This is a genomic window from Ramlibacter sp. G4-7 (assembly GCF_057784995.1).
The window spans coordinates 242,664-250,378 of the sequence record NZ_JBYNTT010000008.1 but is presented as its reverse complement, the minus strand read 5'-3'; the positions used below and the strand labels follow the sequence as shown (position 1 = coordinate 250,378).

Below are 7,715 nucleotides of genomic sequence, written 5' to 3'. Positions count from 1 at the left end.
GTGCCGCTTGATCTACAGCTCAGGCTGAGGTCCAAAGGGTGGCGACGGCGTACACCCGCTCCGCTCGGCTCTCGCCGAACTCTGGAAATTCAATCATGAACAATACAAGGGTGGCGCGGCGAAGCCGCGGACGGTGAGCGCCGGCGAACCCCACCGATGGGCCTTCCCGGATGACGCAGCGCGGCCGCGGGGCTAGAGTGCCCCCGTGGACCGCCTGCAGAACATCGAGACCTTCGTGCGCGTCGCGCAGACGCAGAGCTTCGCGGAAGCCGCGCGGCAGCTGCGCGTCGCCAAGTCGGTGGTGACCACGCGCATCAAGCAGCTGGAGGACTACCTGGGCGGCCCGCTGTTCCACCGCAGCACGCGCGTCGTGCGCCTCTCGGAGCTGGGGCAGGCCTTCCTGCGCGATTGCACCGAGCTGGTGGGGCGCGCCAACGACATCGTCGACCAGATGCGCGACGTGCGCGGCAAGCCGGCGGGGACGCTGCGCGTGCACGCGCTCACCGGCTTCGTGCTGGGGCACTTCGGCGCGCTGCTGCGCGATTTCCAGTCGCGCTATCCGGAGATCCGCCTGGAGCTGATGGTGAGCGACGCGGTCGTCGACCCGGTGCAGGCCGGCGTCGACTGCGCGCTGCAGATCTTCCCGGCGGCTTCCACCGAACTCATCTCGCGCCCGCTGTTTCCCGTGCGCCGCGTGTTCTGCGCCACCCCCGGCTACCTCGCAACGCACGCGGAGCCGCAGGATCCGCGCGACCTGCACCACCACAAGCTGGGTCTCTACTCCGGCTACCCGACCCGCGACCGCTGGACCTTCCACCGTGACGGCGGCGAGCTGACCACGTATCTCGCGGCGGCGCTGCTCACCAACAGCGTGCACCTGCTGCGCGAATACGCGCTGGAGCACGCCGGCATCGTCTGCCTGCCCACGCTGGTGGCCGGCGACGAAATCCGCGACGGCCGACTGAAGGTGGTGCTGCCGGGCTACCAGCTCTCTTCCTTCTGGTTGAGCGCCGTGTACGCCGGCACCTCCCGCAATGCCTTCAAGCTCAAGCTCTTCATGGAGCACATCACGGATGCCTTCGGCGCGGTGCCGCCGTGGGACCGCGCGCTGATCGAGCGCTCGGTGCTGCCGCAGGAGCTGGTGGAGGCCTGAGCGCCCGTCGGTGGGCTTCGCTGCCGCCCGCCGCCCCCTGCAGGCCGACGCACCACCGCCCAGCAAGCCCCGCCGCCTGCCCCGGGAAAACCCGCAGGATTGTTCGCCAGCCCCGAACAATCCAGTCACGATCTGGCCCCTACCGGCAGAGCCTCGCGCTTCCTAAAGTTCGCCTCCACCGCACGAGGAGACAGCGCAATGGCCGTTGCATACCAGACCCGCTTCGGGTCGCTTTCCAGCTACGAGAAGGGGCGCGTGGAGCCCATCGCGGACGACGTCCGCAACTACGCCTTCAGCAACTGCTTCGAGATCGCCGCCAGGAGCCGGCCCTACGAGCGGGTCGTCTTCGGCCAGAACCAGATCTACGTGCTGGAGGTCGCGCGCGCGGAAGGCGACTCGCCCTGGTACACGTGCGCGCACGACGAGTTCGCCCTGTGCATGGACGGCGAGGTGGAGGTCCACCTCATCCAGCTGCAGCCCTCGCAGCACGTGCCCGACGCCGAGCACAACGGGGCCGTGCTGGTGGAAGGCGAGCCGCAGGGCCGCAAGATGGGCTGGATGAAGCTGCGCCGCGGCCACCAGGGCATGTTGCCGAAGAACAGCGCCTACCAATTCCGCTCGGCGCGGCCGGGCGTGCTCGTGCTGCAGACGTGCAAGGGCCAGGTCTCGGTCGAGAAGTGGGCCGAGATCTGCCAGCTGAAGTGAACGCACGAGGAGATGCCAACATGACCGCAGCCACCGACACCTTCGACGTCCTCGCTTCGCCGCCCCACCCGGTGCTCGGCTACAAGGACTTCCCGCTGGGCAGCTTCACGTTCGCCCGCGACGAATACTTCGCCCACATCCGCTGGACCACGCGTGACGGCCGGCCGCTGTCGCACACCATGGACGTGGGCAACTACCTGCGCGCGCTGATGCGCGACGTCGCCTGGGGCTTTTTCTACGGCTGGGTGAACTTCGACCAGGTGCTGGGCACGGTCAACCACTACAAGTCGGTGGACCTGTACGCCGGCAGCTACAACGCCAGCTTCAAGTCCGCCGGTGTCGACCTGCTGGAGAACTTCCCCAGCGACCAGATCCGCGCCACCTTCGAGCAGATGCTGGACGACTGGACCAACGAGGGCTTCGATCCCTTCGCCGCGCCGCAGGAGACCGGCACGCCTTACGGCCGCAAGCGCGGCGACAACCGCAAGGCGATCACGCGGGCGCGCGAGCTGGCCACGCGCTGTGTCGGCCTCAAGGGCGACCTGCCACTGCGCACCGACGAACGCGGCGCCCCCATCAACCGCGCCTTCGCCGACGTGCCCCAGGACATGCCCGAGCTGCATCCCGAGCCCGGCTTCGAGAACGAGGTGCACGCCTTCAACCTGTTCGCCTTCCTCTCGCGCTCGCAGGTGACCTGGAATCCGTCCTTCACCAGCGTGGTGAAGTACAGCTTCATGTGTCCCACGACGGAGGAGCACATCCTGCCCATCATCCACGGCAACGACCGCGTGGAGTGGTTCTTCCAGATGTGCGACGAGATCCACTGGGACTGCGCCGACAAGAACACCGGCAAGCCCCTGGCCCGCGTGATCATGAAGGCGGGCGACATGGCCGCCATGCCCGCCTACTGCCGCCACCAGGGCTACAGCCCCAAGAGGTCGATGCTGCTGGTGTGGGAGAACGGCTCGCCCACGCTGGTGTACGAGATCCAGAAGGGCGAGGCACCGGAGGTTCCGGTGAAGTTCTAGGCATCCACCCGAAGAAGTCGCAGTCGACTTTTTCGGCGGCCTGATCGGTGCGAGCAGGACCGGCCAAGCCGGATCCTCCGCACAAGGGGGACCGCGCCGCATGTCGTTGCGCGCGATCCACGTGCCGCTGCGCGGGTGACCGCGCCCTTTTCTGGAGATGGCCATGTCCCTGGCAAGACAAAGCATGACCGACGAACAACGCAAGTCGGTCGCCCTCGAGTACCTCAAGGCCTTCGACAACGCAGGCGTCACTTCCGACGGAGGGTCCATCCTCGACCTCTTCGCCACCGACGCGCAGGTCTACTTTCCCAAGTGGGGGCTGGCCGTCGGCCGCGACCAGATCGGCAAGTTGTTCGGCGACGTCGGCGGGACGCTGAAGTCCATCACCCACCATTTCGCCGAATTCAACTGGATCTTCTCCGGCAGCGACCTGGTGGCGTGCGAAGGCACCAGCCACGGCGAGCACCGCGACGGCAGCTGGCGCGCGGGCGTGCCCGACTGGGCGGCGGGCCGCTGGTGCGACGTGTTCGAGATCCGCGACTGGCAGATCCACCGCTGCTTCATCTACCTGGACCCGGACTACGCCGGTCAGGACACGAAGCGCTACCCCTGGCTGACCGGCGTCGCCGGCTGATCGCATGAATGCCACACCGACGATCCGCCGCCAGCTGTTCATCAACGGCGAATTCACCGACGCCTTGTCCGGCGACACGCTGCCCACGCTCAATCCGCACGACAACAGCGTGATCGCCGACGTGGCGATGGCCGGCCGCGAGGACGTGGACCGCGCCGTCGAGGCCGCGCAAAAGGCCTTTCCGGCCTGGAGCCGCAGGGCGGCCGCAGAGCGCGGCCGCATCCTGTTGCGACTGGCCGACCTGGTGGAGGAAAACGCCGAGGAACTCGCGTGCCTGGAGTCACTGGACACCGGCCATCCCCTGCGCGACTCCCGCATGCTGGACGTGCCTCGCACCGCGGGCTGCTTCCGCTATTTCGGCGGCATGGCCGACAAGTTCCAGGGCGAGACCATCCCGGTGGAGGCCGGCTTCCTGAACTACACGCTGCGCGAGCCCGTCGGCGTCGTCGGCCAGGTGGTGCCCTGGAACTTCCCGCTCATGTTCACGAGCTGGAAGATGGCGCCGGCGCTGGCAGCGGGCAACACGATCGTGATGAAGCCCGCCGAGATCACGCCCCTGAGCTCGCTGCGCATTGCCGAACTGATGGCGCAGGCAGGCATGCCGCCCGGAGTGGTCAACATGGTGCCCGGCCTGGGCGGCGTCGCCGGGCAGGCCATCGCGGAGCATCCGCACATCGCCAAGATCGCCTTCACCGGCAGCACGGCGACGGGCCGCCGCATCGTGCAGGCGTCCGCGGGCAACCTGAAGAAGGTGCAGCTGGAGCTCGGTGGCAAGGGCGCGAACATCGTGTTCGAGGACGCGAACCTGGCCGCGGCCGTCAACGGCAGCGCCTGGGCCATCTTCCACAACCAGGGCCAGGCCTGCATCGCGGGCTCGCGCCTGCTGCTGCACGCGAAGATCGCCGATGCCTTCCTCGGCAAGTTCATCCCGCTGGCGCAGTCCATCCGCCTGGGCAACCCTCTCGACCCGGCGACCGAAATGGGGCCGCTGACCAGCGCCGCGCACCAGCAGCGCGTGCTCTCGTATGTGGACGTGGCGCGCGACGAAGGCGGCGAGCTGCTGTCCGGCGGCAAGGCCCCCGGCGGCGACCTGGCGCGGGGCTGCTATGTCGAGCCGACCATCGTGCACGCCAGGACCGCCGGTGACCGCATCGCGCAGGAGGAAGTCTTCGGCCCCTTCCTCACGGTGCTCACCTTCCGCGACGACGACGAGGCGCTTGCCATCGCCAACGGCACCGACTACGGCCTGGGCAGCGGCCTGTGGACGCAGAACCTGCAGCGCGCGCACCGCCTCGCCCGCGAGCTGCGCGCCGGCATGGTCTGGATCAACAGCTACAAGCGCGTGAATCCGGGCTCGCCCTTCGGCGGCGTGGGCCTGTCCGGCTATGGCCGGGAGATGGGCTTCGACGCGATGCGCGAGTACACGCAGGCCCGGAGCGTCTGGGTGAACGTGGACGCCCAGGTGCCGCCGCACTATCCCCGCTGACCGGCAACGTTTCCAAGGAGACCCGCCATGCAACTGACCCGCAGACACTTCAACGGCGCGCTCGCGGCGCTGGCCTCGGCCGGCACCGTGCAGCGCGCCTTCGCGGCCGACACCCTCAAGATCGGCTATGTCTCGCCGCAGACCGGGCCGCTGGCGCCCTTCGGCGAGGCCGACAAGTGGGTCATCGAGCAGATGAAGGCCGCCCTGAAGAACGGCGTCACGGTGGGCGGCAGGAAGTACGACGTGCAGGTGCTGCTCAAGGACAGCCAGTCCAGCCCCAACCGCGCGGGCGAGGTCGCCAATGACCTGATCCTCAAGGAGAAGGTCGCGCTGATCCTCACCGCCGGCACGCCCGAGACCGCCAACCCGGTGAGCGACGCCTGCGAGCTCAACGAGGTCCCCTGCATTTCCAGCGTCGTCCCCTGGCAGCCCTGGTTCTTCGGGCGCAAGGGCGATCCGGCCAAGGGCTTCAACTGGACCTACCACGTGTTCTGGGGTCTCGAGGACGTCATCGCCAACTTCACCAATGGCTGGAAGAGCGTGGCGACCAACAAGAAGGTCGGCGGCCTGTTCCCGAACGACGGCGACGGCAACGCCTGGGGCGACAAGGAGCTGGGCTTTCCCAAGCCGCTGTCGCAGATGGGGTTCATGCTCACGGACCCCGGCCGCTTCCAGAACGGCACGCAGGACTTCAGCGCCCAGATCGCGAAGTTCAAGGCCGAGGGCGTGGAGATCGTCACCGGCGTGGTGATCCCGCCGGACGCGAAGACCTTCCTCACGCAGGCGCGGCAGCAGGGCTTCAAGCCCAAGGTCGTCACGCTGGGCAAGGCGCTGCTGTTCCCCGGCGCGATCGAGGCGCTGGGCGACCTGGGCGACGGCCTCACCACGGAGGTGTGGTGGAGCCCCTCGCATCCCTTCAGTTCCTCGCTGACGAAGCAAAGCGCCAGGCAGCTGGCGGAGGCCTACGAAGCCGGCACGAAGAAGCAGTGGACGCAGCCGATCGGCTTCGCGCACGCCCTCTTCGAGATCGCCAACAGCGCGCTCACCCGCAGCAAATCCCTGAAGAACACCGACGTGCGCGACGCGATCGCGGGCACCGACCTGCAGACGGTGGTGGGGCCGGTGAAGTGGGGCGGCCAGGGGCCGTTCAAGAACGTCAGCAAGACCCCGCTGGTCCTGGGCCAGTGGGTCAAGGGCGGCAAGCACAGGTACGAGCTCGTGATCGTCAACAACGAGGCCTTCCGGCAGATCCCCGCCGGCGGCCAGCTCAAGCCGATCTGAAGCCATGCCGCTGCTCGCGCTGCACGAAGTCCGCAAGTCCTACGGGGCGCTGAAGGTCACGGACGGCATCAGCCTGGCGGTGGCCGAAGGCGAGACGCTGGGGATCCTGGGACCCAACGGCGCCGGCAAGACCACGCTGTTCAACCTGGTCTCCGGCGACGTGCGCGCCGACAGCGGCCGCGTGGAGTACGACGGGCGCGACGTCACGGCGCTCGCGCCGCACCAGCGCTGCCGGGCCGGCATGGGCCGCAGCTACCAGGTGCCGCAGCCCTTCGGCGCGATGACGGTGTTCGAGAACCTGGTGACCGCCGCCTGCTTCGGCGGGCGGCAGACCGAGCGCGCCGCCTGGCAGACCGCGCACGAGGTGCTGCAGGAAACCGGGCTGCTGGTGCACGCCAACAAGCCGGCCGGCCGCCTGACCCTCCTGAACCGCAAGCGGCTGGAACTGGCGCGCGCGCTCGCGACGCGCCCGCGCCTGCTGCTCCTGGACGAGATCGCCGGCGGCCTCACGGAGCACGAAGCGCAGGAGCTCGTTGCCGAACTTCGCCGCATCAAGGCGCGCGGCATCACCATGGTCTGGATCGAGCACGTGGTGCACGCCCTGCTGTCGCTGGCGGACCGGCTGTTCGTCATCGACTTCGGCCGCAAGCTGGCCGAGGGTGCGCCGCAGGCCGTGATCGCCGACCCCCAGGTGCGGCGCGTGTACATGGGCGTGGAGGCCTGAAGTGCAAGCACTGCTCGCCACGCACGGACTGCAGGCCTTCTACGGCGATGCGCAGGCCCTGTTCGGCGTCGACTTCAGCCTGTACGCCGGCGAGCTGGTGGCGGTGATCGGGGCGAACGGCGCGGGCAAGTCCACGTTCCTCAAATGCCTCACGGGGCTGGTCAAGGCCCCGCGTTCCGCGGTGCGCTTGCGCGGCGAGGACATCGGCGGGCTGCCGCCCGGCGACATCGTGCGGCGCGGCATCGCGATGGTGCCGGAGGGACGGCGCCTGTTTCCCTCGCTCTCGGTAGAAGAGAACCTGCTCATGGGTGCAGCCGCGCGCCGGCCCGGCCCGTGGAACCTGCGGCGCGTCTACCAGCTCTTTCCCATCCTGCAGGAAAAGCGCAGGAACCCCGCAACGGCGCTTTCGGGCGGGCAGCAGCAGATGGTCGCCATCGGCCGTGCGCTCATGGGCAACCCCGAGGTCCTCCTGTGCGACGAGCTCTCGCTGGGCCTGGCACCCATCGTGACCCAGGAGATCTACCGCGCCTTGCCGCGGTTCACCGCCGAAGGCATGACGGTGGTCGTGGTGGAGCAGGACGTGCAGACGGCGCAACGCGTGTCGCAGCGGCTGTACTGCCTGCAGGAAGGCCGCGTGTCGCTGGCCGCGCGCTCCGCCCAGGTCACGCGCGAGCAGGTCTCGCGGGCCTATTTCGGGATCTGAC

Annotated in this window: 8 protein-coding genes; all 8 read left to right on the top strand. The window is 68.7% G+C overall.

The features are described from left to right. Positions 1–205: 205 nt before the first annotated feature. On the top strand, positions 206–1,153 hold the full coding sequence (locus AC3EGR_RS13580) for a LysR family transcriptional regulator (RefSeq protein WP_488547015.1): 948 nt from the start codon (positions 206–208) through the stop codon (positions 1,151–1,153). A gap of 198 nt (positions 1,154–1,351) precedes the next feature. Continuing rightward, positions 1,352–1,858 (top strand): cupin domain-containing protein, encoded by a 507-nt coding sequence (locus AC3EGR_RS13575; protein ID WP_488547014.1) that lies wholly within the window; start codon positions 1,352–1,354, stop codon positions 1,856–1,858. A 20-nt stretch (positions 1,859–1,878) separates the two neighbouring features. Beyond that, positions 1,879–2,886, top strand: coding sequence for a hydroxyquinol 1,2-dioxygenase (locus AC3EGR_RS13570; protein WP_488547013.1), 1,008 nt, complete (start codon positions 1,879–1,881; stop codon positions 2,884–2,886). A gap of 184 nt (positions 2,887–3,070) precedes the next feature. Further along, positions 3,071–3,520 carry a nuclear transport factor 2 family protein gene (locus AC3EGR_RS13565; RefSeq protein WP_488547012.1) on the top strand — a complete coding sequence of 150 codons (450 nt, stop codon included), beginning with the start codon at positions 3,071–3,073 and terminating at the stop codon, positions 3,518–3,520. A 22-nt stretch (positions 3,521–3,542) separates the two neighbouring features. Beyond that, positions 3,543–5,006 (top strand): aldehyde dehydrogenase family protein, encoded by a 1,464-nt coding sequence (locus AC3EGR_RS13560; RefSeq protein WP_488547020.1) that lies wholly within the window; start codon positions 3,543–3,545, stop codon positions 5,004–5,006. Positions 5,007–5,033: 27 nt separating this feature from the next. Further along, on the top strand, positions 5,034–6,287 hold the full coding sequence (locus tag AC3EGR_RS13555; RefSeq protein WP_488547011.1) for an ABC transporter substrate-binding protein: 1,254 nt from the start codon (positions 5,034–5,036) through the stop codon (positions 6,285–6,287). 4 nt (positions 6,288–6,291) lie between these two features. Continuing rightward, entirely contained in the window at positions 6,292–7,011 is a 720-nt protein-coding gene (locus AC3EGR_RS13550; protein ID WP_488547010.1) for an ABC transporter ATP-binding protein, read from the top strand. Between the two features lies 1 nt (position 7,012). Beyond that, a complete protein-coding gene (locus AC3EGR_RS13545; protein WP_488547009.1) occupies positions 7,013–7,714 on the top strand; it encodes an ABC transporter ATP-binding protein in 702 nt (233 codons plus the stop codon). Position 7,715 lies beyond the last annotated feature (1 nt).